The sequence below is a fragment of the Shinella sp. GW821-FHT10F02 genome (assembly GCF_058809275.1).
Genome location: NZ_JBXASL010000002.1, coordinates 747,209 through 770,376 on the forward strand (window position 1 = coordinate 747,209; position 23,168 = coordinate 770,376).

Below are 23,168 nucleotides of genomic sequence, written 5' to 3' on the forward strand. Positions count from 1 at the left end.
CGGCCTTATCGGCCGCCTGCCTCGATGATGCCTTTGGTCAGGCTGCCCGTCGCCGGATAGAGCGGAATGAGGCAGGCCTGAAGCGCATGATAGATGTCGCCCTTGCCGGCGAACAGGGTGTAACTTGGCAGAAGATCCTCGGTGAGCTCTTCATGCCAGCCGCCGCGGTCCTGATCGAGGAAATGGCGGGCGATCGAATCCCAGATCTTGCGATACCAGTTCTCGTGGAAGTCGCTCGGCAGGTGTTCCGCCAGGAAGGCCGCGGCGCCCACGCCCTCGGCCATCGGCCACCAGAGCTTGTTGCGCTTTGCCGGCTCGTCGTTCCAGTCGAGCGTGTAGAAGAAACCGCCCTTCTCCTTGTCCCAGCCGAGCGCGATGGACTGTGCGAAGAGCGCCTTGGCCGCCTCCGGCATCCAGCCGTGTTTCTTGCCGCCCAGCGCATAGAGCTGGAGGATGAGGCGCGCCCATTCCAGCCAGTGGCCGGGTGTGGTGCCGGAGGGGCGGAACATCTCGTTGCCGCGATACTCCTTGTCGAGCACCCAGTTCTCGTCGAAATGTTCCGGCACGCGAAAACCGTTTTCGCCGGCCCGGCGACGGATGACGAGGTCGGCGATGCTTTCCGCCTTGTCGAGATAGCTCTTTTCGCCGGTCGCCTCGAAGGCGGCCATCAGGGCTTCCGTCAGGTGCATGTTGGAATTCTGGCCGCGATAGCCGGGGACCGGCGTCCAGTCGGCATCGAATTCTTCCGCGATCGCGCCGTGTTTTTCTTCCCAGAAGCGCCGCTCCAGGATTTCGGTGACGTCCGCGATCATGCGGTCGGCATCCGGGTGGCCGGCGAGCTTGGCGCTGGAAGACGCCAGCAGCACGAAGGCATGGCCGTAGCCCTGCTTGCTGGAATCGAGCAGGCCGGAATTGTCGAGCGACCAATGGTAGCCGCCACGCTCCTGGTCGCGGTGCTTTTCCCAGAGATATTTCATGCCATGGTCGACGATATCGTCGGAGCCGGGGCGGCCGAGCAGGCTGCCGACGGCGAAGCAATGCACCATGCGCGCGGTCGAATGGATGCCGCGCACCGGATTGCCGGGATTGAGCGGACGACCGTCCGCATCGAGCTCGTGGAAGCCGCCGACCGGATTGAAGGCCCGGTTCTGGAAGAAATCGAACAGGCGGTTTGCTTCCCGCCAGAGCCATTGGCGGTGATAGTCGCGCTTGCGCCAAGCCGCGCCAAGATGTCCCGTTGCGCCCATGATGCGTTCTCCTTTTTGATCGGTCCGCATTTATCGTGCCCTTGAGCCTCGGACAGCCGGAGCGCGGGGAGAGATACCGTGGCGTGAAGATCACGCACGGCCCGCAACGCTCGCAATGACGGCTGGCCTCGACAGGTGGGGAGGGGATTTATGGCCCAGAACGGCTGGCGTCGCAACCCACGCTCAGGCGGGTTTGATGTACCAGCCCCAGGGCTCGTCGCTGTTGAAGGACGTGATCTGCTTGACTTCCAGATAGTTGGCGAGGCCCCAGCGGCCGAGTTCGCGCCCGATGCCGGACTGCTTGTAGCCGCCCCAGGGCGCCTCGGTGAAGGTGGGCTGCGAGCAGTTGATCCAGACGATGCCGGCGCGGAAGGCCCGCGCCACCCGCTCGCAGCGCGTCTTGTCCTTCGACATGACGGCGGCGGCGAGGCCAAAACGGCTGTCGTTCGCCATGCGGATCGCATCCGCCTCGTCGTTGAACGGCTTTACGCAGACGACCGGCCCAAAGATTTCCTCCTTCCACACGAAACTGTCCTCCGCCATGTCGGTGAGGATGGTCGGTTCGAGGAAATAGCCGGTTTCGAGCCCTGCCGGCCGCTCGCCGCCGCCGGCAACCGTCGCGCCCTCCGCCTTGCCGCGTTCGATTGCGGCGAGAACCTTGTCATACTGTCCCTTGGAGACGAGCGGGCCGAGCAGGGTGCCCTCCTCAAGCCCGTTGCCGATACGGATTTTTGCCGCCTCCGCGATGAGGCGCTCCAGAAGCGCGGGGTAGAGGCTTTCCTCGACCAGCACGCGCGAGGTGGCGGAGCAGACCTGGCCCTGGTTCCAGAAGATGCCGAACAGGATCCATTCGACCGCCTTCTCGATATCGCTGTCGGCGAAGACGACGAAGGGCGACTTGCCGCCGAGTTCGAGGCTGACATTCTTGATGTCGCGCGCGGCAGCGGCCATGATCCTGGCACCGGTCGGCACCGAGCCGGTGAAGGCGAGCTTGTCGACGCCGGGATGTTCGGACAGCGGCTGGCCAGCCTCGGGGCCAAGCCCCGTCACGATGTTGAGTGCGCCGGCCGGAAGCGCGGCCTCCGTGACGATGGCGCCGAGTTCCAGCGCGGTGAGCGGCGTCAATTCCGAGGGCTTCAGCACCAGGGTGCAGCCGGCGGCGAGCGCCGGCGCCACCTTCCACGAGGCCATCAGCAGCGGATAATTCCACGGGATGATCGCACCCGCGACGCCGATCGGCTCGCGCACCACCTTGGAGGAGAAACGCGGCTCGGCGAGCGCGATCGTCTCCTCCGGGGTCTCGTCCAACTCTTCGGCAAGGCCGGCATAGAAGGCGAAGCAGCCGGCCGTATCCTCCATGTCCCAAACCGCTTCCGGCATCGGCTTGCCATTATCGATAACTTCGAGGCGGGCAAGGTCTTGTTTACGGGCAAGGATGATCTCCGAGATGCGCCGCAGCACGGCGGCCCGCTCTTTGCCGGACATCCTTGGCCACGGGCCTTCGTCGAAAGCCCGCCGCGCCGCCTTGACCGCGGCATCGATATCCTCGGCCGTGCCGGCCGGGGCGTGATGCACAACCGTCTCGGTCGCCGGATCGATGACCGCGAAGGTGCCGCCCTTCGCGGGCGACACCCATTTGCCGTCGATAAAGAGTTGTTCGCGCATCCCCTGTCTCCCGTTTCTTAGCTGGAGGCCCGCGCTGCGCCGGTCGCGACACGCACGATTTCCTCCGCCGCCAGCGTCACGCCCGCCGCCTTGTGCATCTTTGCTGCATTCGTCTTCAGGCGAACATGCATGGCCGTGTCACCGAGCAGGCCTTCGATTGCGGCCGCAAGCTCGGCGTCACTCCAGTCGTATCTTGCGAGCCGCTGGCCGATGCCTGTTTCCGCGGCGCGGGCCGCATTGTCGTGGCCATCCCAGCAATAGGGCATGACGAGCGACGGCACGCCGTAGTAGAGCGCCTCGCAGAAGGAATTGTTGCCGCCGTGATGGATGAAGAGGCCCGCTTGCTCGACCACCGAGGGCTGCGGGAACCAGCTGTCGATGAAGACATTGTCCGGCACCTCGCGATAGTCGTCGCGCCAATGCCCGGCATTGACGAGGAAACGATAGGGCAGGATAGCGAAGACGCCGATCATGCGCTTCATCATCGCCACATCCATCGCGCCGAGCGAGCCGAAGCTCGTCAACACCAGCGGCGCCTCGTTGTGGCTGGCAAAACGCGGCGGCGTATAGGGCGCTTCGTGGCGCACGCATCCGTCGAGGAAGACGAAGGTTTTCGGATCGAGTGGCTGGCGGCGCTCGTGCCGGATGATTTCCGGCGCGAGCAGCAGGTTCAGCCAGGGGGACGGATCGAGGAAGTTTGGCGCCGAAGGCGCCTTGAGGCCGCAATCGGCGAGGAAGCCGGCGAACCGCTTGTGCGCCGGTGCAACGGTCTTTTCGTAACCGACAGCGAAGGTCGCCCAGGCCGCGCGTTCATCGCCGCCGCAGCCGGAGAGATAGGGCGGCATATTGTCGTCGGGAATCTCAGTCTCGGCGCAGGAGACGATGCGGATCCATGGCACGCCGGCATTGGCGATGGCCGGGAACATCACGACGTTGTCGAGCACGATCGCATCGGGTTTCAGCCGGGCGAGAAGCTGGCGCAGCGGTTCTTCCACGCGCATCGCCGTGTCGACAATCGCCTCCCAGGTCGGGCCGACATAACTTTCGAGCTGATCGAGCGGCGCTTGGCGAAAGGCATCCTGGTGGCGTTCGATGAAATCGGTCCAGTCCGTCGGCGCACCGGCCTCGGCATCCGAGAGCTGGTATTCAGCAAAACCATATTCGGCAAAGACACCACTGAAACCCGGATGGCAGATGAAGACCGGGCGATGGCCCAGGCGCCGCAGTTCCTGCGCAATGCCGACGCAGTTCAGCGCCGCGCCGTAGCTCGCTTCGGGAAACAGGGCGATGGTCTTTGCTGGCGCCATGGGAGCTAACGCACGACAAGCTTGAAGGCGGGGGGAACGCCGCGGCCGGCAAGCCGCGGGCGCTGCGATTGGGAGAGCTGTATATGCACACGCATCAGATCGGCGGCAAGCTCCATCTGACCGCGCTCGATTTGCTCAAGGATCTGGATATGTTCGAGATTAGACTGCATCAGCCGGAAGGCGTTGACATGGCCGGCCGGCGGGCTGGCGCGGCGGCGGCGATGGTGGTTGACGAGCGCTTCCGCCATAAAGGGATTGCCGCAGGAGCGCGCGATCAGCAGGTGGAAATCGAAATCCGTGCGGTCGAAGAGCTTTCGGTCGAAGCTCGTCTCGTTCATGCCGCGCAGGATGAGCATGGACTGGCGCAGCGCCGTCATCGCCGGGATGTCGCGCTTGAAATCCGGCAGGGTCAGCGCGAGCGGCTCGGTCGCGAGCCGAAACTCATAGCTCTTTGCCGCTGCATCGCCGCTGATCGCAAACTGCTTCAGCAGCCATTGCTGCCCGGCGCCGCGCTCGGCAAGATTTTCCTCCGCCAGTTTCATCAACGCATTTTGTACCGTCTGGCGGGAGACGTCATAACGACGCTGGAGAGCGGCGACCGTCTGGTTCTCGGTGATGCGTCCGGCGGAAAGATCGCGCAGGATCGCGGCGTAGATTTCACTCTCGCCATCGCCCTCCGCTGTGTCCTCTAGGCGCGCTGTCGCCACCAGGTCTACGGCCAGAAGATATCCACCCTCGGCATCCGCCGTCACTACACCGCGCTCGGCAAGTATCTGCAAAGCCTTGCGGATCGGCGTTCTGGAGACATTGCAGAGGGAGGCCAGCGCCTGTTCGGCAAGCCGCTCGCCGGGCGCCATGCCGCGCTCGCCGGCGACGTCCAGTATTTTTTGCGCCAGTTCGACATGGCGGAAATTGGTGCGTTTCGGCTCCGGGGTCATCTGCGGCATCTCACATCCATCACCGCGCATGCTGCCCTTTGCGCCCGCTTTCCGCAAGTCCGCCGCACGCGGATTTCGTTTCCGTGCACAAAATCGCCAAAGCCTATTGACGTATTTTTTTTATAAATAATACTGCCACTCCGACAGGAATGAGACCGGAGAACCGGCGCGCCCGTCGAAGAGGTTGGAACAATCGAACAAGGGAGTCTTCCGTGAACGCGAAGAACCGACTGACTGCGACCTGCGCGGCCGCGGCATTACTTGCCGCAAGCCTTGCGGCGGGCGCGGCCTCTGCCGCCGATCTCGTCATCTCGAACTGGGATGGCTACATGTCGCCCGACATCGCCGATGCCTTCAAGGCCGCGACGGGGCTGGAGATCGAGGTGGTCAACCACGCCACCAACGAAGAGGTCATGGGCAAGCTGATGGCGAGCGGCGGCAAGGGCTACGACGTCGTCTTCGTCTCCTCGCCCTTCGCCGAAATCCTGAACGGGCAGGGGCTCGCCGAGCCGATCGACAAGGCGGCCGTGCCGAACCTTGCGAACCTCTATCCGGAGGCGACCACGCTTGCCTATGACCCCGGCAACACCTTCTCCGTGCCCTATACCTGGGGTTCGACGGGCCTCTGCTACCGCTCCGACCTCGTGGAAGGCACTCCGGACAGCTGGATGAACCTGCTCCAGCCGACCGACGCGCTGAAGGGCAAGACCACGATGCTCGCGACCGACCGCTGGCTGATGGCCGCAGGCGAGCTTGCCAAGGGCTATTCGGTCAACGAGAAGGACCCGGCGAAGCTGGAAGAGGTCAAAAACCTCCTGGTCGAGGCGAAGAAGACCCTGCTCGCCTATGACGACACGACCTTCTATTCCAAGCTCGTTTCAGGGGAAGCCTCGCTGGTGCAGGCCTGGGACGGCTGGTGCAACTACGGCATCACCGAGAACAAAGCCATCAAGTTCGTCGTGCCGAAGGAGGGTTCCGACCTCTGGATCGACACGATCGTCGTGATGAAGAGTTCGGAAAACAAGGAAGCGGCGATGAAGTTCATCAACTTCATCCTGGACGCCAAGAACCACGCCTGGGCCGCGCAGAACATCCTCTACAAGGTGCCGAACAAGGCCGCGATGGAAAGCCTCGACAAGGCGCTGGCCGAACAATATCCGAACATGGCGATGGCCCCGGCCGACCTCGTGAAATACGAGCTGCTGCGTGACCTCGGCACCGCGCAGAAAGACTATTCGCGCATCGTGAGCGAGATCAAGGCCGCGAACTAACCGCACGCCACTCCCGTGGCGGTTCGCGCCGCCACGGGCAATTCCAGTCCTGAACCCATCGATGCGCGGGTGCCGTCAGCGGCCCCGTGGGAGTAGAATATTGTCCTTCAACACCACCAGACCGACCCTGCTCGCCGCGCCCGGCGTCGCCTGGCTCGTCGCCTTCATGGTGGTGCCGTGCCTGCTGGTGCTGAGTTACGCCTTCTTCCAGCGCGGGGTCTGGGGCGGGGTGGAATATACGTTCACGCTGGAAAACTTCGCCCGCGTCGTCGATCCGCTCTACGCGAAGATCTTCCTCAATTCCGCCCGCATCGCGCTGACGGCGACGGTGGTGGCGATCCTCATTGCCTATCCCGCCGCCTATGCTATCAGCCGCGCGCCCAGAATGACGCAGCCCATCCTGCTGTTCTTCGCCGTGCTGCCGTTCTGGAGCAACTACCTGATCCGCACCTATGCCTGGATCGTGCTGCTCAACCGCGAAGGCCTGATCAACAACTTGCTGCGCGCGCTCGGCTACACGGGCGAACCGCTGTCCATGCTCTACACCGAGAGCGCCGTCATTACCGGCCTCATCTATAATTACCTGCCCTTCGTCATCCTCGCGATCTATTCCACGCTTTCGCGGCTGAACCCGGAGCTGATGGAGGCCTCGCGCGATCTCGGCGCCGGCCCCATCCGCACCTTCCTGCGCGTCACGCTACCGCTCACCCTGCCGGGCGTCGCGGCCGGTGGCGTCTTCGTCTTCGTGCTCTCCATCGGCAATTTCGTGACGCCGGCGCTGCTCGGCGGCGGGCGGTTCCAGATGGTCGGCAATCTCGTCTACGACCAGTTCCTGACCGCCAACGACTGGCCCTTCGGCGCAGCGTTGGGCGCGGCGCTGATCCTCACGATGATCGTGCTTCTCCTCCTGCAAGCCCGCGCCACCGCGCATGCCTCCGGCGAACGGAAAGGGGAGGCGGAGCGATGAATGCCGCGCTTTCCCGCAAGCTGCCGGGCCGCATCGTGCTCGTGCTGGTCTTCGGCTTCCTCTATCTGCCGATCGCTGTCTTGGTGCTGCTTTCCTTCAACGACAGCGGCCTGCCGACCTCCTGGTCCGGCTTCTCCACCCGCTGGTACGGCGCGCTGCTCGCCAATACCGATATCTTGCGCGCCGCCTGGAACACGCTGATCGTCGCCGTCTTCGCCACCGTCATCTCGACCGTGCTCGGCACGCTGCTGGCGCTCGGCATGGAAACGCGGCGGCGCAAGAGCAATGGGCTGGAGGCGCTCGCCTTCGCGCCGATGGTCATTCCCGACATCGTTCTGGCCGTGGCGCTGCTCACCTTCTTCTCGCGCCTCGGCCTGGCGATGGGCCTGCACACCATCGTCATCAGCCACGTCATTTTCGACCTCGCCTTCGTCTGCTCGGTGGTGCGCGCGCGGCTGAAACATTTCGACTTCTCCATCGTCGAGGCCTCGCGCGATCTCGGCGCGTCCGGCTGGACGACCTTCTGGCGCGTCACCTTCCCGGTGCTGCTGCCGTCGATCGTCGCAGGCGCGCTGCTCGCCTTCACGCTCTCGGTGGACGAGTTCATCATCGCCTTCTTCACGGCGGGCGCCGGGCGTTCGTCCATCACCCTTCCCATGCAGATCTATTCGATGATCCGCTTCGGCATCACGCCGGAGGTCAACGCGCTCGCCACCATCGTCATGGGCGTCAGCGCGACGGCGCTGCTGATCTCGCAATGGCTCAACAGAGAACAGCAGGTCCCATGAATTCATCGAGCAACCCGATCCTGCGCATCGAGGGCGTCGGCAAGTCGTTCGGGCCGGTGACGGCCGTCGACAACGTGTCGCTCGATATCCGCGAGAACGAGTTTTTCGCGCTGCTCGGTCCGTCCGGCTGCGGCAAGACCACGCTTCTGCGCATGCTCGCCGGCTTCGAAAGCCCGAATACCGGCCGCATCCTGCTCGAAGGCAAGGATATTTCGCCGCTGCCGCCGGAAAAGCGGCCGCTCAACCTGATGTTCCAGTCCTACGCGCTGTTTCCGCATATGACGGTGCGGCAAAACCTTTCCTACGGCCTCGAAATGGAGCGGCTTGCCAAGGCGGAAATCCGTCGCCGGGTCGATGAGACCATGGCGATGACCGACCTCACGCCCTTCGCCGACCGCAAGCCGGAGCAGCTTTCCGGCGGCCAGAAGCAGCGCGTTGCGCTCGCCCGCGCGCTGGTGAAGCGCCCCAAGGTGCTGCTGCTCGACGAGCCGCTCGGCGCGCTCGACAAGAAGCTGCGCGAGCGCATGCAGCTTGAGCTGAAGCGCATGCAGCACGAGGCGGGCATCACCTTCATCATCGTCACGCACGACCAGGAAGAGGCGCTGGTGATGGCCGACCGCATGGCGATCCTCAAGGATGGGCGCCTGCTGCAGGTCGGGGCGCCGGAGGAAGTCTATGAGCGGCCGGCCGACCGGTTCGTCGCGAACTTCATCGGCGTGATGAATTTCATCGACGGCAAGGTAGGCGCCGATGGCGTTTTCGCGGCTGAAGGCCTGCAGGTGAAGGCCGCGGGTGCAAAAGCCGGAGCGGCGACGCTCTCCATCCGCCCGGAAAACATCGTCATCGGCCCACCGGGCGATCATCCGGTCGCCGGCACGATCACCGATATCGCCTATCACGGGCTCGACCGGGTGCTGCATGTCCGGACCGCCGCGACTGCAACGCCGCTTCAGGTCCGCATTCCCGCAAGCGGGGCGGGTAACTGGAAGATCGGCGACGCGCTGAGCCTCAAGATCGACACGGCGAAATGCCGGCTCTTCAATGCATAAAGAGGGAAACACCATGTCCAAGACGATAGCATTCTTCCCGGAAGCGGCCTTCGGCCCGGCGCTGAACTCGGTCGGCATCGCCCAGGCTGTCGAGGCGCTCGGCCACAAAGCGGTCTTCCTGTCCGACCCCGGCTTCGTTTCGGTCTATGAAGGCTATGGTTTCGAGGCCCATGCGGTGAACCTCTCCGAACCCATGCCGCCGGAGCAGATGGCGAAATTCTGGGAGGATTTCATCAACGGCCACATACCGAATTTCCGGAAATCGCCTTACGACCAGGTCGACAATTACGTGAAGGACTGCTGGACGGCGATCGTCGACAGCGCGAAATGGGCACAGAAGGACCTGCCGGGCGTGCTGGCAAGGATCAAGCCGGACCTCATCTGCGTCGACAATGTCATCCTCTTCCCGGCGATCAAGCAGTTCGGCAAGCCCTGGGTGCGCATCATCTCCTGCTCGGAAAACGAGATCGAGGACCCGAAAATCCCGCCGCATCTCTCCGGCTGCGGCGAGAAGGATTTCGCCGGCCATACCGCCTATCGCGATCACTTCAACGCGGTCATCAAGCCGATCCACGACGATTTCAACGGCTTCCTCGGCGAGAACGGCGAGGCGGCCTATCCGATCGGCCAGTTCTTCGAGGCCTCGCCCTTCATGAACCTGCTGCTCTATCCCGAGGCGGTGAAGTTCGATCGCGAACATCCGCTCGACCCGAAACAGTTCCAGTATCTCGAAGGCTGCGTGCGCAAGGAAAAGCCCTATGAGGTGCCGGAGTTTGCGGAGAACAACGACAAGCCGCTGCTCTACATTTCCTTCGGTTCGCTTGGGGCAGGGGACACCGATCTCCTGAAACGCCTGATCGGGACGATCGGCAAATTGCCCTATCGCGCGCTGGTCAATGTCGGCGATTACAAGGACCAGTACGAGAACCTGCCGGGCAATATCATCGTCGACAACTGGTTTCCGCAGCCCTCTGTCATCCCGCAGGTCGATGCGGTCATTCATCACGGCGGCAACAACTCGTTCACGGAGTGCCTCTATTTCGGCAAGCCGGCGATCATCATGCCCTATGTCTGGGACGGCCACGACAATGCGACGCGCGTCGACGAAACCGGCCACGGCTTCAAGATGCCGCGCTACGACTGGACGGATGCGGACCTTGCGGCAAAGCTCGATGCCTGCGTCAACAACCCGACCATGAAGACGCGCCTCGCCGCCACCAGCGCGCACATGCAGGCGCGCAACGGCCCGAAGAAGGCCGCCGGCATTCTCGACGAACTCGTGAAGACGGGCGCCTACAATGGTTGAGACGACAAAATCCTCTGCGCCGCATATCTACGAGGCCACGACCTTCTCCGACCTCGTCGACTGGGGCGGTCAGCCGGACAGTGTTGAGGGCCAGTCCCACTCCTCCGGCCGACTGGTCTTCAAGGGGCCAAACAACCAGCCGGAATCCGGCATATGGGTCTGCACGCCCGGCCGCTGGCGGCTGTCGATCCCGCGCGACGAATTCTGCCATTTCGTGGCGGGGAGGGCGGTCTATCGCTCGGATGAGGGAGAGGTGATCGAAGTCGAGGCCAGCACCGTCGTCCTTTTTCGGGCTGGCTGGACCGGCGAATGCACTGTCATCGAGACCATGCGCAACATCTACATGCTGGCCTGACGCAAGAAAAAACGGAAAGGAATCCCCCATGACCGCAACACCCCTGATGCGCAAGCCGCTCGAAGAAACCGACCTCAAGGACTGGGGCGTCATCCCCACCATGATCGAGGGCGAAAGCCACACCTCCGGCAAGGTCATCTACAAAGGCCCGAACGGCGAATCCGAGAGCGGCCTGTGGATTTGCACGCCCGGCAAATGGTTCTGCCACGTCACCAGCGACGAGTTCTGCCATTTCCTCGAAGGCCGGTGCACCTATGTGCATGAAAGCGGCGAGGTGATCGAGATCACGCCGGATACGGCTGCGTTCTTTCCGAAGGACTGGAAGGGCGAGTGCACGGTCCATGAGACGGTGAAGAAGGTCTACATGATCCGGTAGCAGGATACCCCCTCATCCGCCCCTTTCGGGCACCTTCTCACCGTCGGGGAGAAGGGGAGATGTGACCGTGGAGGCGATATTCGCCAGCGCCGCACATGCGGCATCCCCCTCTCCCCTCGGGGAGAGGGCAGGGTGAGGGGGCCGCTGCTCCCGCCGACAGCAAAGGAAAATGCCATGTTCAACCCTGCCGAACCCGTGTTCTACCGGCATCCGGCCTATCTCCCGAGCGATGGCACGCGCCACACCGTGATCGACCCGGCGACGCTCGCGACCGTCGGCACCATCGCCGATACCACGCTGGCGGAGATGGAAACGGTGCTGGACGCCGCCGCCAAGGCGCAGCGTGACTGGAAACGGCTCGACGCCAAGACGCGGGCGACGGTCCTGCACCGCATCGCCAACCGCATCGAGGCGACGGATATGCGGCGCTGCGCGGAATTGATGTCGCGCGAGATGGGCAAGCCTTATCCGGAAGCGATCGGCGAGGTGGCGAACTGCGCCGGCGCCTTCCGCTATTTCGCGGAAATGGCGCGCGACGAGGCGGGCAAGGTGGCGGGCACGACGCAGGCGGGTTCCTTCCAGCATGCGCGTTACGAGGCGCTCGGCACCAGCGTGCATATCATGCCGTTCAATTTCCCGATCCTGCTGATGTGCTGGACTGTCGCTGCGTCGCTTGCTTCCGGCAATGCCTGCATCATCAAGCCCGCCCCGGCGACGACACTTTCGACGCTGGAGTTCATGCAGGTCTTCGAGGCATTACCGGAAGGGCTGATAGCCTGCCTGCCGGGCGGGGCGGAACTCGGCAGCGCGCTGATCGCCTCGCCGAAAACCCACGCGGTGGCCTTCACCGGCTCGGTTGCCGCGGGAAAGGCTGTGGCGATGGCGGCGGCGGGGGAGATGAAGCCGGCGGTGATCGAGGCGGGCGGGTCCGATCCGATGATCGTCACGGCGCACGCGCCGCTCGATGTCGCGGCCGCCGGCGCCGTCACCGCCGCTTTCCACATGTCCGGCCAGGTGTGCACTTCGGCGGAGCGCTTCTTCGTCGCCGATGCCGTGCATGATGCCTTCATCGAGAAATTCACGACCGAGACGAAGCGGCTGCGCATCGGCAACGGCCTGACCCGGGCAGAAATCGGCCCGCTGGTGAGCGAGGCTGCACGGAACAAGGTCATCCGGCTGGTCGAGGATGCCAAGGCCAAAGGCGCGACCGTCGTGATCGGCGGGAAGATCCCCGAGAGCGAGCCGACGGGCTGGTTCTACGAGCCGACCATTCTCACTGGCTGCACGCCGGATATGGCGATCATGCGGGAAGAGTGTTTCGGCCCCGTCGCCGCGGTCATGCGGGTCGCCGACTTCGACGAGGCGATCGAGCGGGCGAACGACAGCGAATTCGGCCTCGGCGCCTCCATCTTCACCACGTCGCTGGAGGAGGCGATGGAGGCGGCTGACCGGCTGGAGGCGGGCATGGTCTGGGTCAACAACCCGCTGATCGACAATGACGCGCTGCCTTTCGGCGGCTGGAAGAAATCCGGCCTCGGCCGCGAGCTTTCGAAACTCGGCCTCGATGCCTTCCGCCGCTCCAAGATGGTCATCATCGACCACAAACCGACAATCCAGAGCTGGTGGTATCCCTATCCGGACGACTGGTTCTACGAGGAGGGCGGGCGCAAGCACGTCTGAAACGGGCAACTTTTTGAGGAAAATACAATGATCATCACCCTTCTCGGTGGCGCGGGCTTCATGGGCGCGGGCATCGTGCGCGACCTGGTTTCCGACCGTGCCATCATCGATATTACCACCATCCGCCTCTGCGACGCCTCGCGGGAGAAGATGGAGGCGCTGGCGAGCGAGCTCGGCGACCCGCGCATCACGCTCGTCGATCTCGACGTGACGAACCCGGAAGCGCTGAATGCGGCGATCGCCGGCGCCGATATCTGCATCAACTGCGTGCCGACTCTGCTCGGCTTCCAGATGAGGATCTTCGAGGCTGCACTCTCCCTCAAGGTGCCCTACATGGACCTCGGCGGCCTCGGCACCTACACCGTCAAGCAGTTGGCCGAGCACGAGCGCTTCAAGGCGGCGGGCGTGCCGGCGGTCATCGGCTGCGGTGCGGATCCCGGCATGTCGAACGTCATCTGCCGGGCGGTCGCCGATGAATTGGACGAGATCGACAGGATCAACCTCTACTGGGCGGCAGAACTCACCGGCGACGAAAACCCCGTTCTCGTGCCGCCTTACAGCGTCTCGACCGTGCTGGCCGAATATGCCCATCCGAGCACGCAGTTCTACGACGGCAAACATGTCGAATGCGCGCCGATGAGCGGCAGCGAGTTTCTCGACCTGCCGGAGCCGTGGGGACGCTGCGAATTCCTGCATTCCCCGCATTCCGAGCAGCTCACCGTGCCGCTCGCCGACGGCATCCGCGAGAAGGGCATTCGGGAATTCTCCTGGAAGCTGCACCTGCCGCATCGCGAGCACGAGGCGTGGATCGGCCTGGTGAAGGCCGGCTTCGGTGATTTCGACGAGCCGGTCGAGATCGGCGGCGTCAAGGTCAAGCCGCTCGATGTGCTGAACAAGGTGATCGAACGCAACATCCGCAAGAACGCGGAAAAGATCCCGGCGCAGGACAGCCACGAAATCCATTTCGCCATCGGCCGCGGCCGCAAGGACGGCGTGGAGCGCACCGTTCGGGTCGAGGTTACGGTCTCACCGGATCCGATGTATGCGCCCTATGTCGATGCCTGCACCTCGATGAACGCCTCCATCGCCGCACAGCTCATTCTCGCCAATCCGAAGAAGCCGGGCGTGCACGCGCCGGAAAGCTATTTCGACGTCGCGACCTATTTTCCGGAACTGGAAAAACGGAAATTCCGCATCGCAAAAATTGTCTCATGACGAAAGTGTGAAAGGCGAATTCACGAGTGTGGCGAAAATGAGAAAAAATACCCTACCAATCTTATAGGGATAATATATAAATCATCTCCAGAGAACGGGCGGGCATGAATGTCCGCCACGGAGAGACCGGAAAATCCGGCCTCCACAGCAAGGGATGATTGCGAATGAGCAATGCGAAACTCGGCGGCCGTTCCACCTGTGGTTCCTTCAGCGCAACGAGCGACCGCAGGGCGCGCCGCGCAGAGCGGCAGGTCTTGGTCAGCAACATCGCCGTCGTCGTCGCCTTCCTCTTCGTCAGCGCCGTCGTCTTCGGCCTCGTCGGCTGATACTTTTTTCCCCTAATTTCAAATCCATATCTCGGTCTTGTGCCGCTGAACTGAGCGGCCCCTTCTCAGCTTGCCGATGCGGCGTTAAGAATCGCCACCGAGCGTCGAAAGCACGCCTGGCTAATGAGGAGACCACGATGCCGCACGTCATATTGAAGATGCTCGAAGGTCGCACGGAAGAGCAGAAGCAGGCGCTCACCGAGGCGCTGACAAGGGCCGTGACGGAATCGTTGGGCTGCGGCGAGGATCTCGTGTCCGTCGCGATCGAGGATTTCAAGGACGAGGAGTGGATGGCCAAGGTCTATGGGCCGGACATCCAGGAGCGCTCCGCCACGATTTACAGAATGCCGGGATACGGCCCCGAAGACTGATACAGCCGGACCTGCAACTCATGGTATCCAGGCTGTCCGATTCCGCAGCAAAGCCGGCCCCATGAGCGTTCCGACGACCCATCCTTTCGACTTCGATCCGACCTATGGCATGACGCTCGAACAGCTTCTCGCCGTCCGGCCGCCGCCGGCACCGGACGGTTTCGCGGCCTTCTGGGAAGCGCGCTATCGCAAGGCGCTTGCCGTCGACCCTATGCCGTCCCTCAGCGGGAGCACGGCCAGCCATCCAGACTGGCGGGTCAGCGACATCGTCTACACCTCGACAGGCTCCTTCCAGATCGGCGGATGGCTGCTCGTCCCTCGCACCGGCATCGTCCGGCGCGGCCTCGTGGTCGGCCATGGCTACGGTGGTCGCGAGCAGCCGGATTTCGATATCCCGGTCGAGGAGACGGCGATCCTGTTTCCCTGTTTCCGGGGATTGTCGCGCAGCGCAAGGCCGCCGATTTCTGAAAGCCCGGCATGGCACGTCCTCAACGACATCGACAAACCCGACGACTACATCATCGCCGGTTGCGTCGAGGATCTGTGGCTTGCCGTCTCCGCGCTCATCCGGCTTTTTCCCGAGACCGCCGGGCATATCGGCTATAGCGGTATCAGTTTCGGCGGCGGCATCGGGGCGCTGGCCATTCCCTTCGACGAGAGGATCGACCGTGGCTACCTGGAGGTGCCGACCTTCGGCCATCGGCCGCTGTGGCTGACCTTGCCCACCACAGGCAGCGCGCAGGCCGTGCAGATCTACCAGCGGCGGCATCCCGATGTACTTGAAAAGCTGCGCCTGTTCGATGCGGCGACGGCGGCGTCGCGCATTAGCGTGCCGATGCTGATGGCGCCGGCGCTTTTTGATCCCGCGGTGGCCCCGCCCTGCCAGTTCGCCGTCGCAAATGCACCGCCGAAATTTAACGAAAGTTTCATACTGGACGCAGGTCATTTCGACTACGTTGGCGCCGCAGCACAGAGAGCTTTGTTGCGAGAGAAGATCGGAAAACTCTTCAAGGCGCCATGAACCGCGAATATTTCCGCTGGTACAGCCCCAGGCTTCATCGCGATATGGAACTGCTGGTATTCGGCCATGCCGGTGCCAAGGTGCTGATGTTCCCGACACGGGACGGACGATTTTGGGAATATGAACAGCTCGGTATCGTCGGAAGCCTCGGCGAGAAGCTATCGGCCGGCCATCTTCAGCTCTATTGCATCGACGGGCTGGCCAACGAGAGTTTTTATGGCTCCCACCGGCATCCGGCGGATCGCATCCGGCGCCATGCTGCGCTTGAAGACTATGTGCTCAACGAAGTCCTGCCGTTGATGGCGCAGAAGAATGCGCATGACTGCACCATCGTGCAGGGATGCAGCCTTGGCGCCTATCAGGCTGCCAGCCTGGTGTTCCGCCACCCGCATCTGTTCCGCAAGCTCGTCGCCTTTTCGGGCCGCTATGACCTGACATTGAAGGTGGAAAGCTTCGACGACCTTTTTAGCGGCTATTACGACGATACCATTTATTTTCACACGCCGACGCATTTCCTGCCGCAACTTTCCTGCGACTGGCAGCTGGAGAGGCTCAAACAGGTCGACATCGTCCTGACCATCGGCAACGAGGATCCGTTCCTCGACAACAACCGCCATCTCAGCCAGGTGCTGACCGACAAGGGCGTTGGTCACCAGCTGCATTTCTGGGACGGCCGCGCCCACCGTGCCGGCGCGTGGCGCAGGATGGCGCCGCTCTATATTTAAGCGGCGCCTGGCAGCACTTTTCTAAAGTGCCGGAGCCGCCACGGGTCTCTTGAAGCGCAAGCCGAGCACGAGGGGCACGCTGATCGCGTAAACGACGACGACCGACAGCCAGATCGCGCCTGGCCATTGCTCCCTGACGACGAAATAGAAGCTCGAAAACCCCAGCGGGGTGACGATCGAGGCGAGGCTTACGGCCGACGCCAGCACGCCCTGGAACTGGCCCTGCTGGCTCTCGTCCACCTGGCGGGTCGCGAGAGATTGCAGCGCCGGCACGCCGATACCGCCAAGCGCGAATACCGGCATGATCGCGAAGATCATCCAGCCTTCGGTGGCGAAGGCCATGACGATGAGCGCCACGCAGGCGCCGGCAACGCCCGTCAGGATGGTGGCGCGTTCGCCGAGACGTTTGACGGCAGGGCCGGGAAGGAAGGCCTGGGCCAGCGTTTGGCAGACGCCGAAGGTGCCGAGCGAAAGGCCGATCCACAATCCGTTCCAGTGGAAGGTGTCGCTGCCCCAGAGCGCCCAGCAGGTGCCGTAGACCTCGCCGGTGGCGCTGAAGACGAAAAAGATGACGACGATCGGCAGCAGGCGCTTCATCGAGAAGACCCAGCGCAGCGGTCGGAGCGGGTTGAGCGCCGCGAGGTCGATCTTCTCGCGGGTCGGGATGCGCGACTCCGGTAGCGCGAAGAACGCCAGCAGGAGATTGCAGCCGTTCAGCACGGCCGCGACCACGAACGGCAGCCGCAGCCAGTAATCACCCAGCGCGCCGCCAAGCACGGGGCCGATGATGAAGCCCATGCCGAACATCGCGTTGAAGAGGCCGAAGCGGCGCGCGCGTTTGTCCTCGGGGGAAATGTCGGTGATGTAGGCGGTCGCCACCGAGATATTGGCGCTCGTCAGGCCGGCAATGGCGCGGCCGAGCAGCAGCATCCAGAGGCTGGGGGCGAAAGCGAGGAACAGGTAGTTGATGGCCGCGCCGGCAAGCGAGATCAGCAGGACCGGGCGCCGGCCGAGCCGGTCGCTCAGCGAGCCGAGCACCGGTGCGAAGATGAACTGCATGATCGCATAGAGCGCCGTCATGATGCCGATGGTGGGCGCCACGTTGTCGGCATGCGTCACCTCCTGCAGCAGCGAGGGGAGAATGGGAAAGATGAGGCCGATGCCGACGGCATCGAGGACAATGGCGGTGAAGATGACGATGAGGGATTTGTTCATAGCGGGTTCCGGTCGACGCAAGCGCACGACGCCGCGAGGCGCAGATGGCTTGCGATTGGGCCTGAGGGACCTCAGGCGATGGGTTTCTTGGGAACGCTGGCCGAACCATGCGCAAAAATGCATGGAGGGCGTGTGCTTGGCCGCCTGGACGACAATTCGTCCACCTGTTTACTCCGCCACGGAGGCGGATCAAGGGAAGCAGCCGCTTTTCGCGACAATCGCCATTTACGCCTGACGGCGTTGCGCGGCAAGTCCCTTTTTTATGAACAATACGACCCGGTGTCGCCTCTGCCGAGGCCGGCCCGTTCATGGGCCGGCCGCGCTATCTCGTGTCGCTCACTCCACCCATCGGCGGAACAGGACGCTGGCGTTCACGCCGCCAAAACCAAAACCGTTGGAAATGGCATGGTCGAACGCCATCGCCCGTGCCCGACCGGTGACGAAGTCGATGCCATCGGCGGCAGGGTCGGGCGTTTCGAGGTTCAGGCTCGGCGGTGCGATCTGGTCACGGAGCGCAAGCAGGGTGAAGATGGCTTCCAGGCCGCCCGCCGCACCGAGCAGGTGCCCGGTTGCGGATTTTGTCGCGCTCACGGCGATCCGGCCGTCGCGCCCGAACACCGCCTTGATGGCCTCGATTTCTCCCCTGTCGCCCACGGGCGTCGAGGTGGCATGGGCATTGAGGTGGCCGATGTCCCGCGGCGCGATGCCCGCCTGCGCGATGGCGAGTTCCATGGCACGCCGCGCTCCTGATCCGTCCTCCGGGCCGGAGGTGATGTGGTGGGCGTCGGCCGTAGTGCCATAGCCGACGAGCTCCGCGATCGGTTTTGCCCCGCGCGCCAGGGCATGGTCCAGCGCCTCGATCACGAGGATGCCGGCGCCTTCGCCCATGACGAAGCCATCGCGATCGGCATCGAAGGGCCGCGAGGCGCGCTGCGGCGTCTCGTTGAAACCCGTGGAGACGGACCGCGCCGCCGCAAAACCGCCCAGGCTGACGGCGTTGATGCAGGCTTCCGTCCCGCCGCAGATCGCGATGTCGGCCTCGTCCGCCCGGATGAGACGCGCGGCGTCGCCGATCGCCTGGACGCCGGCGGCGCATGCCGTCACCGGCGTGCCGATCGGCCCTTTGAACCCGTGGCGGATCGAGACCTGTCCGGCGGCAAGGTTTGCCAGGAACGAGGGGATGGTGAAGGGCGACAGCCGCCGCACGCCGCGCTGGTCGGCCGTGCGCACCGCTTCCGAAATCGCCGGGAAACCGCCGACGCCGGTAGCGATCACCGTGGCCGTGCGTTGCTGTTCGCCCGGTGTAACCGGCTTCCAGCCCGCCTGTTCCAGCGCCTCGGCCGCCGCCGCCAGGGCGAAGAGGATAAAGCGGTCCATCTTGCGCTGATCCTTTGCCGGCACGGTTCGATCGGGGTCGAAGCCGGCCGCAGCATCGTCCGCCAGCGAGGGCACCGTTCCGCCGATCTTGCAGCCGAGATCGGCGACGATGTCTTCGGGAAGACGCCGAACCCCCGATTGCCCGGCAAGAAGTCGCGACCATGTCGCCTCGACCCCTGCCGCCAAAGGGCTGAGCGCGCCCATTCCCGTTATCACGATGCGACGCATTGCTGCTCCTGACTGTGCGACAGGCGCTGGATGTGCGCTGGTTCGCCTTTACTGTCGTTACGCATTTCAGATCTCTTGCTTGAGAATTCAGGCGATCGCCGGTTGGGCGGCGTAGCGCGGGGCAGGGCTCGAATGCGACAGATTGGGCTTGAGCGCCACGCGTGCGGCCTCGAAACGCTCCCAGTCGGCGGCGTCAGGCAAGGCGGGAATGGTCACCAGTTCCCCGGCGACGAAGCCGGCGAGGGCGGCGTCGACCATGGCCGTGGCCGGCATGACGATTTCGCCCGGCAGATGCTCGATGGGTACGCCCGCGACCGCCCAGAAATCGGTCGCCGTAGCACCCGGCAGCACCGCCTGGATGCGCACGCCCTTGTCGGCGAGTTCGTGGTGGAGGGATTGGGAGAAGGCGAGGACGAAAGCCTTGCTGCCGCCATAGACGCCGTTCAGCAGTTCGGGCGCGATCGCCACGATGGACGCGATATTGATGATCGTGCCGCTACCGCGTGCCACGAAGGCAGGTGCCGCAGCATAGGTCAGCCGCGTCAGCGCGGTTACGTTGAGGTCGATCATGGCCTGCATGGCGTCCACATCGCCGTCGAGCAGCGGCGCGGCGGCGCCGACGCCGGCGTTGTTGACCAGCATCGTGATGCTCTGGTCGGTGCGGAGCACCTGTTCCACGCGCCGCAGGTCGTCGCCGCGGCCTAGGTCCGCCTGCACAATTTCGACCGATCGGCCGGTGGCATCGCTGATCACGGCGGCGAGGCTCCTCAGCTTGTCGGCGCTGCGCGCCACCACGATCAGGTCGTAACCCTGCCTGGCCAGCCGGTCGGCATAGATGGCGCCGATCCCCGACGAAGCGCCCGTCACGAGCGCCGTACCCTTATGTGCATTCGACATGTTGGATCTCCTTGAAGGCCTGGACCAGTTCCAGGGCATGGGAGGAGAGTAGGCCGCCTTTCCTTTGTCTCAAATGTCATATATCCCACTATTAAGGACATAGCCCATGAAGAGGACAGACCCGTGTTGCGGATCGGTTTCGTATTGTCGCCCGACTTCCAGATGATGAGCCTCGCGGCGGCCTCGGCGTTCGAATTCGCCAATCTCACGGCCGGCGAAACCCTCTATTCGATCGATTTCCTGTCCACAGAGGGCGGCCCGCTCGCCACCTCGCTGGGCAACACCATCGATACGAAACCGATCGGCGCTCCCGGGCACGACACGCTGATCTTCGGTACGGGTGTCGCTCTTCAACCCACGCCGCCGGCCCTCGTCGCCTTTGCACGGGAGGCGTTCCATACGACGCGCCGCGTCGCGGCGATCTGCGTCGGCGCCTTCGTGCTCGCCGAAGCGGGCCTGCTCGACGGCCGGCGCGCGACGACCCATTGGCTGGCCGCCCGCAAGTTGCAGGCGGCCTATCCCCGCATCCGCGTCGAGGAGGACCGGATCTTCATCATCGACGGCTCGATCTGGACCTCGGCGGGGATGAGCGCAGGCATCGACATGGCGCTGGGCATGATCGAAAAGGATTTTGGCGCGGATCTGGCGCAGTCGGTGGCCCAGCGCCTCGTGCTCTACCATCGCCGCGGCGGCGGCCAGTCGCAGCATTCCGAACTGCTCGCGCTGACCCCGAAATCGGATCGCATTCAGACCGCGCTGACCTATGCACGAAGCAACCTGCGCTCCGCGCTGAGCGTGGAGGAGCTTGCCGAGGTGGCCCATCTGAGCCCGCGCCAGTTCAGCCGCGCCTTCCGGGCGGAGACGGGGCAGACCCCGGCCAAGGCGGTCGAGAACCTGCGGCTGGAGGCGGCGCGCATGATGATGGCGCAGAGCCGGCATCCGGTCGACGTGGTCGCCGCCGAGACCGGCTTTGCCGACCGCGAGCGAATGCGCCGCGCCTTCGTGCGCACCTTCGGCCAGCCACCCCAGGCGATCCGCCGCAACGCCCGCGGCGCGATGGCGGAGGATATAACAGGCTAGCGCAGCTCGCTCTCTCGATCAGCGCATCTGCCGGTGCGTGGCCGAACGCCGCTCGACGAGATCGGCCGTAACAGCCCAGGCGCCCCACAAAATATGCAACAAGGTTTCTCAATAGTCTGCTAATATACATACATCCGCACGGAGAAAATTCGTGAAGCCCGTCGAAACGCGATACGCCAGAAGCGGCGGCCTGCATATCGCCTATCAGGTGGTCGGCCAGGGCGCGATGGATCTCGTCTTCGCGCCCGGTTTCATCTCCAATCTCGATTTGCAGTGGGAAGACCCCGGCTACAGCCACCTGCTTGCGCGGCTCTCGGCCTTTTCGCGCGTTATCCCGTTCGACAAGCGCGGCACCGGCCTCTCCGATCGGGTCGATGCCTCGGCGCTGCCCGATCTCACGACCCGCATGGATGACATACGCGCCGTCATGGACGCCTCCGGCAGCGGCCGTGCTGCAATCCTGGGCGTCTGCGAGGGTGCGCCGATGGCGATGCTCTTCGCAGCCACCTATCCGGAGCGCACGCGCGCCCTTGTGCTCTACGGCGGCTACGCGCATTTCCATAGCGGGGTGATGGACAGGAAGGCGCTCGAACGCTTCCTGGAGACGGTGGACGCACGCTGGGGAAGCGGCGCAACGCTGGAGAGCTTCGCGCCGAGACTGACGAAGGACGCGCGTTTCGCCCCATGGTGGGCCCGCTTCGAGCGCCTGTCGGCAAGCCCCGGCGCGGCCATGGCGCTGGCACGCATGAATGCCGCGATCGACGTGCGCGGCGTGCTTTCGGCTTTGCGCGTTCCGACCCTGCTCATACATCGCACCGACGATCCCCATGTCAGCCCGAAGGCCAGCCACTATCTCAAGCAGAAGATCGCCGGCGCCAGGCTGGTCGAGTTGCCCGGCGGCGACCATCCGATCTGGCTCGGCGATATTGACCGCATCGCGGACGAGATCGAGGAGTTCCTGACCGGGACACGGCCGGTGCGGGAGGTCGACCGCGTGCTGGCCGCCCTTCTGGTGGCGCGCATCGACGGCGCGGAACGGCTTGCCTCCCGTCTTGGCGACCAGGCCTGGTTGAAGCGATCCGAAGATTTCCGGGCCGCGGCCTTCGCCGCCGCCGAGCGGCTCTACGCGCGCGATATCCGCTGGGAAGGCGACCGGCTCGTCGCGCGTTTCGATGGGCCTGCCCGCGCCGTCCGCACGGCGCTCGTGCTGAGACAAGCCGGCGAGGCGCTGCGGCTTCCGCTGGCGCAGGGCGTGCATGTCGGTGAGATCGAAACTGGCGGCGAGACGATGACCGGGTTTGCGGTGCAGGTCGCCGAACGCGTCGCGCAATCGGCCAGGCCCGGGGAAATCGCCGCTTCGTCCCTTGCGGCCGAACTCAGCACCGGCTCGGGCCTGCATTTTGCCGCGCGCGACGCGATAGAGGTCGAAGGCCACGGCCAGCCGCTGGCGATCGTGCTGGTGGTGGCAGAGCAGCATCTGGAACCCGCAGCGGCGAGGACCCGCGCCCAACCATCGCTCGACGTGCTGACCCTGCGCGAACGGGAAATCCTCGCCCTCGTGGCCGATGGCATGCGCAACCCCGCGATCGCCGCAAGCCTCGCGCTCAGCGAACATACGGTGAAGCGCCACGTCGCCAACATCCTCGCCAAGCTCGACCTGCCGTCGCGCACCGCCGCGGCAGCGTTTTCCGTCGGCCAGGCGGGGCACTGACCGCTGGCCCGGCAGAGCTATGCGCGCCATGGCGCTTTCGGGCGAAGCGGGGC

At 64.2% G+C, this 23,168-nt stretch carries 22 protein-coding genes; 15 read left to right on the forward strand and 7 right to left on the reverse strand.

The window, feature by feature from the left end:
* Positions 1 to 5 precede the first annotated feature (5 nt).
* From AC1RWL_RS09330 to AC1RWL_RS09345, 4 genes are all read right to left on the reverse strand, one after another.
* Positions 6 to 1,247, reverse strand: coding sequence for an AGE family epimerase/isomerase (locus AC1RWL_RS09330; RefSeq protein ID WP_493094388.1), 1,242 nt, complete (start codon positions 1,245 to 1,247; stop codon positions 6 to 8).
* 183 nt (positions 1,248 to 1,430) lie between these two features.
* Positions 1,431 to 2,912 carry an aldehyde dehydrogenase family protein gene (locus AC1RWL_RS09335; protein ID WP_493094389.1) on the reverse strand — a complete coding sequence of 494 codons (1,482 nt, stop codon included), beginning with the start codon at positions 2,910 to 2,912 and terminating at the stop codon, positions 1,431 to 1,433.
* 17 nt (positions 2,913 to 2,929) lie between these two features.
* Complete coding sequence (locus AC1RWL_RS09340) at positions 2,930 to 4,219, reverse strand: glycosyltransferase (protein WP_493094390.1); 1,290 nt, start codon at positions 4,217 to 4,219, stop codon at positions 2,930 to 2,932.
* Between the two features lie 5 nt (positions 4,220 to 4,224).
* A complete protein-coding gene (locus AC1RWL_RS09345) occupies positions 4,225 to 5,166 on the reverse strand; it encodes a GntR family transcriptional regulator (protein WP_493094391.1) in 942 nt (313 codons plus the stop codon).
* A gap of 203 nt (positions 5,167 to 5,369) precedes the next feature.
* Between AC1RWL_RS09345 and AC1RWL_RS09350 the strand changes: the two genes are divergently transcribed.
* The 13 genes from AC1RWL_RS09350 to AC1RWL_RS09410 all read left to right on the forward strand — a co-directional run bounded on the left by AC1RWL_RS09350 (position 5,370) and on the right by AC1RWL_RS09410 (position 16,607).
* Positions 5,370 to 6,428 carry a polyamine ABC transporter substrate-binding protein gene (locus AC1RWL_RS09350; RefSeq protein WP_493094392.1) on the forward strand — a complete coding sequence of 353 codons (1,059 nt, stop codon included), beginning with the start codon at positions 5,370 to 5,372 and terminating at the stop codon, positions 6,426 to 6,428.
* A 166-nt stretch (positions 6,429 to 6,594) separates the two neighbouring features.
* Positions 6,595 to 7,395, forward strand: a complete 801-nt coding sequence (locus AC1RWL_RS09355) for an ABC transporter permease (protein WP_493094479.1) — start codon at positions 6,595 to 6,597, stop codon at positions 7,393 to 7,395.
* Positions 7,392 to 8,183, forward strand: a complete 792-nt coding sequence (locus AC1RWL_RS09360) for an ABC transporter permease (RefSeq protein ID WP_493094393.1) — start codon at positions 7,392 to 7,394, stop codon at positions 8,181 to 8,183. The genes AC1RWL_RS09355 and AC1RWL_RS09360 overlap by 4 nt, the downstream gene beginning before the upstream one ends.
* Positions 8,180 to 9,232, forward strand: a complete 1,053-nt coding sequence (locus tag AC1RWL_RS09365; RefSeq protein WP_493094394.1) for an ABC transporter ATP-binding protein — start codon at positions 8,180 to 8,182, stop codon at positions 9,230 to 9,232. Before AC1RWL_RS09360 ends, AC1RWL_RS09365 begins: the two co-directional genes overlap by 4 nt.
* 13 nt (positions 9,233 to 9,245) lie before the next feature.
* Complete coding sequence (locus tag AC1RWL_RS09370; protein ID WP_493094395.1) at positions 9,246 to 10,538, forward strand: nucleotide disphospho-sugar-binding domain-containing protein; 1,293 nt, start codon at positions 9,246 to 9,248, stop codon at positions 10,536 to 10,538.
* Entirely contained in the window at positions 10,531 to 10,893 is a 363-nt protein-coding gene (locus tag AC1RWL_RS09375) for a cupin domain-containing protein (protein WP_493094396.1), read from the forward strand. The genes AC1RWL_RS09370 and AC1RWL_RS09375 overlap by 8 nt, the downstream gene beginning before the upstream one ends.
* Before the next feature lie 28 nt (positions 10,894 to 10,921).
* Positions 10,922 to 11,269 carry a cupin domain-containing protein gene (locus AC1RWL_RS09380; RefSeq protein ID WP_163898473.1) on the forward strand — a complete coding sequence of 116 codons (348 nt, stop codon included), beginning with the start codon at positions 10,922 to 10,924 and terminating at the stop codon, positions 11,267 to 11,269.
* Positions 11,270 to 11,443: 174 nt separating this feature from the next.
* Complete coding sequence (locus AC1RWL_RS09385) at positions 11,444 to 12,949, forward strand: aldehyde dehydrogenase family protein (protein WP_493094397.1); 1,506 nt, start codon at positions 11,444 to 11,446, stop codon at positions 12,947 to 12,949.
* A 27-nt stretch (positions 12,950 to 12,976) separates the two neighbouring features.
* The gene (locus AC1RWL_RS09390) at positions 12,977 to 14,164 is read left to right on the forward strand and encodes a saccharopine dehydrogenase family protein (protein WP_493094398.1); all 1,188 of its coding nucleotides are present in this window, start codon (positions 12,977 to 12,979) and stop codon (positions 14,162 to 14,164) included.
* A 164-nt stretch (positions 14,165 to 14,328) separates the two neighbouring features.
* Positions 14,329 to 14,490 carry a hypothetical protein gene (locus AC1RWL_RS09395; RefSeq protein ID WP_493094399.1) on the forward strand — a complete coding sequence of 54 codons (162 nt, stop codon included), beginning with the start codon at positions 14,329 to 14,331 and terminating at the stop codon, positions 14,488 to 14,490.
* A 137-nt stretch (positions 14,491 to 14,627) separates the two neighbouring features.
* Positions 14,628 to 14,861, forward strand: coding sequence for a tautomerase family protein (locus AC1RWL_RS09400; protein WP_493094400.1), 234 nt, complete (start codon positions 14,628 to 14,630; stop codon positions 14,859 to 14,861).
* 61 nt (positions 14,862 to 14,922) lie between these two features.
* Positions 14,923 to 15,882 (forward strand): acetylxylan esterase, encoded by a 960-nt coding sequence (locus tag AC1RWL_RS09405; RefSeq protein WP_493094401.1) that lies wholly within the window; start codon positions 14,923 to 14,925, stop codon positions 15,880 to 15,882.
* Entirely contained in the window at positions 15,879 to 16,607 is a 729-nt protein-coding gene (locus AC1RWL_RS09410) for an esterase family protein (protein WP_493094402.1), read from the forward strand. Before AC1RWL_RS09405 ends, AC1RWL_RS09410 begins: the two co-directional genes overlap by 4 nt.
* Before the next feature lie 21 nt (positions 16,608 to 16,628).
* Here the strand turns inward: AC1RWL_RS09410 and AC1RWL_RS09415 are convergent, their stop codons facing one another.
* From AC1RWL_RS09415 to AC1RWL_RS09425, 3 genes are all read right to left on the reverse strand, one after another.
* On the reverse strand, positions 16,629 to 17,822 hold the full coding sequence (locus AC1RWL_RS09415; protein ID WP_493094403.1) for a TCR/Tet family MFS transporter: 1,194 nt from the start codon (positions 17,820 to 17,822) through the stop codon (positions 16,629 to 16,631).
* Positions 17,823 to 18,158: 336 nt separating this feature from the next.
* A complete protein-coding gene (gene fabF / locus AC1RWL_RS09420) occupies positions 18,159 to 19,427 on the reverse strand; it encodes a beta-ketoacyl-ACP synthase II (protein WP_493094404.1) in 1,269 nt (422 codons plus the stop codon).
* Between the two features lie 87 nt (positions 19,428 to 19,514).
* On the reverse strand, positions 19,515 to 20,324 hold the full coding sequence (locus AC1RWL_RS09425; RefSeq protein ID WP_493094405.1) for an SDR family NAD(P)-dependent oxidoreductase: 810 nt from the start codon (positions 20,322 to 20,324) through the stop codon (positions 19,515 to 19,517).
* A 123-nt stretch (positions 20,325 to 20,447) separates the two neighbouring features.
* On the opposite strand from AC1RWL_RS09425, the gene AC1RWL_RS09430 reads away from it, so the two are divergent.
* Positions 20,448 to 21,404 (forward strand): GlxA family transcriptional regulator, encoded by a 957-nt coding sequence (locus AC1RWL_RS09430; protein ID WP_493094406.1) that lies wholly within the window; start codon positions 20,448 to 20,450, stop codon positions 21,402 to 21,404.
* Between the two features lie 151 nt (positions 21,405 to 21,555).
* The gene (locus AC1RWL_RS09435; RefSeq protein ID WP_493094407.1) at positions 21,556 to 23,115 is read left to right on the forward strand and encodes an alpha/beta fold hydrolase; all 1,560 of its coding nucleotides are present in this window, start codon (positions 21,556 to 21,558) and stop codon (positions 23,113 to 23,115) included.
* Positions 23,116 to 23,168: the final 53 nt, after the last annotated feature.